This is a genomic window from Almyronema sp., from assembly GCF_052168255.1.
Classification (GTDB): domain Bacteria; phylum Cyanobacteriota; class Cyanobacteriia; order Phormidesmidales; family Phormidesmidaceae; genus Sphaerothrix; species Sphaerothrix epifaneia.
In genome coordinates this window covers 1-2496 of record NZ_JBQLZL010000085.1, presented here as the reverse complement: position 1 = coordinate 2496, position 2496 = coordinate 1, and the positions used below count along the sequence as shown (strand labels likewise).

Below are 2496 nucleotides of genomic sequence, written 5' to 3'. Positions count from 1 at the left end.
CCTGGAATAGCCGCAATCCTGACAAAGTGGCGTTGGCCTACACCCCTGACTCAGAATGGCGCAACCGTTCGGCGTTCATCCGCCAAGGCTTACGAAATCCAGCCTTTGTCTCCCAGGCGGTACGCATGGCGCTCATTGTGGGTTCTCTGGTGTTTGCGATCAATCACGGCAAAGCCTTAATGCAAAATGAGATGAATCGCGATCGCTGGTTGGCTGGAGCCTTGTCTTTCGTGACGCCCTATCTCGTCAGCATCTATGGTCAAACCCAGTGTCAACTCAGTCGCTCTGCTCGCCGAGCATCCTAAATTTATTGGCAACCTGCTTTATTCCTTGAGGGGAGTAGGCGCTGAGCCGCTTAGAGCATCCTCCAATTGCAGTTGCTAAAGGGGTTAGGGGCGGGTTGTTCTGGGTTGAAGCTACGCTTCAGTCCCCTTTGAAACTGGGAATGCTTAGCTACAGTGATGGGTTCCATTACCTGCGTCGTTGATCTAGGCTGGGTTGACCTATATGACAGTTCGCAACCGCATCATTTGTGGCTATAGCTTGGTTATTGGGTTAGCCCTCACCGGAAGCATTGTGGGACTGGCGGTAGGCAATCACTACCAAAAACAAGCCTTAGAAGTCAGTCGGCAGGCCAAAGCTAAACGGGAACTGCTCAGTGACTTACAGGTCGCGATTCTCTACAATCGTCCTGTCAAACAACTTTCGCCCTACTTAGACGACTCAGAACGATTTCGGCTCGAAAGCCAGAACCTATTAGTTCGAGTCGCTGAAATCCAGCAGTTGTTGCAAAGACGCGAACACCTTGGAGTCACGGCACAGCCTCAGAGAGGCCAGCAATCAGCGAAAGGTTTGCTAAGAACTGGTGTATCAGGCTCAAGCGCTTCAGTTACGTCTGTGACCAATCCTGAGCAGCCAACCGAGCTTGATCGCCTGCTCGATCAGTATGCTGTCACGGTAGAAAAGTTCCGCGATCGCACCGAAGCCTTCATTCAAAATATCGACCGCCTTTCCCAAACCCCAGAAAGCGCTGAGGCCAAACAAAACCTGCTGGTTGATTTTGTCCAAAGTCCAGAATTTGTCGATTTTATTGAGTTCCCCGAACAGCTTTTGCCGTTTGTAGCGCTAGCCAAAACCCGTGACATTAGCGCAACCGCCGCCCTAGAGCAGGCAGAAACTATTCGCAATTCAATTATTTTGGGCAGTTTACTCCTCTCTGCGGCCATCGCCTCGGTGATTGCTGTTTTGACCAGTCGGGCGATCGCTGGCCCTATCCAGGCGGTTACTAAAATTGCCCGTCAGGTCACCTACGAAAACAATTTTGACTTGCAGATTCCGATTCAATATAAAGACGAAGTTGGAGATTTAGCCAAATCCTTTAATCAGCTGATTCAGCAAGTTAACCACCTATTCGTTCAGCTCAACCAAAGAAACGACAAATTAGCCGAAGCCCTAGAGCAGCTCAGCCGCCAGCAAGCTCACCTGGTGCAGTCTGAAAAGATGTCAAGTTTGGGACAACTGGTGGCCGGACTGGCTCATGAAATCAATAACCCAGTAAATTTTATCCACGGCAACATTACCCACATTCAAAGCTACACCCAAGATTTGCTGGAATTGGTCGATCGTTATCAGCAGTCATACCCGCTATCTGCTTCAGCCATGAGCGATGACATAGAAGACACAGAATTGGATTTTATCCGCGAAGACTTGCCCAAATTGATCGGATCGATGAAGCTGGGCACCGAACGTATTCGTGAAATTGTGCTCTCCCTACGCAACTTTGCCCGTATGGATGAAGCCGCGTTTAAGGCGGTCAACATTCACGAGGGGCTAGACAGCACTCTAATGATTTTAGGCAGTCGGCTAAAGGCAAACGCCCATCGACCCGAAATTCAGGTGGTCAAAAACTATGAAAACTTGCCTCTAGTAGAGTGCTACCCTGGTCAGATGAATCAAGTATTTATGAATCTGTTAGCCAATGCTATTGATGCCCTAGAAGAGATAGGCCAAAAACAAAAGGCTAACACCACCCCTGAACCGCAACCCCTAACAATCACCATCAGCACTTCCACACTAGACAATCAATGGGTTGAAATTGCGATCGCAGACAATGGCCCCGGTATTCCTGAAACCCTACAGCAGAAAATTTTCAATCCGTTCTTTACAACCAAGTCTGTAGGCAAAGGGATAGGGATGGGGCTAGCCATCAGCTACCAAATTGTTAACGAACGCCATAGCGGACAGTTGCTATGCCATTCAGCTGATGGTGCTGGAACAACCTTTGCCATTCGAATTTCCACTCAGCAAGCGCAGCCGCCTCAATCAACGTCAGAGGTATCTTGCCGAAAGGTTCAGCCTCACACCCAAGACAGCCCCGCGTTGCCTTTGCGGGTTGATGCAGTAGAAGTAGCTGAATACGTGCTGGCCAGCGAAGATGGCTTTAAGCACTTACGTTAGGCAACCCAGAATCAGGCACTTCAAGCCCATTCTATTCTG

General features: G+C 49.4%; 2 protein-coding genes. Both read left to right on the top strand.

Annotated elements, in window-relative coordinates; translation table 11 throughout:
* Positions 1 to 305: nitrate/nitrite transporter NrtS (gene nrtS, locus ACTS3T_RS18875; RefSeq protein ID WP_462935381.1), on the top strand; the 305-nt coding region annotated here is incomplete at its 5' end.
* 202 nt (positions 306 to 507) lie between these two features.
* A complete protein-coding gene (locus ACTS3T_RS18870) occupies positions 508 to 2457 on the top strand; it encodes a sensor histidine kinase (protein ID WP_377963014.1) in 1950 nt (649 codons plus the stop codon).
* The last annotated feature ends 39 nt before the right edge of the window (positions 2458 to 2496 follow it).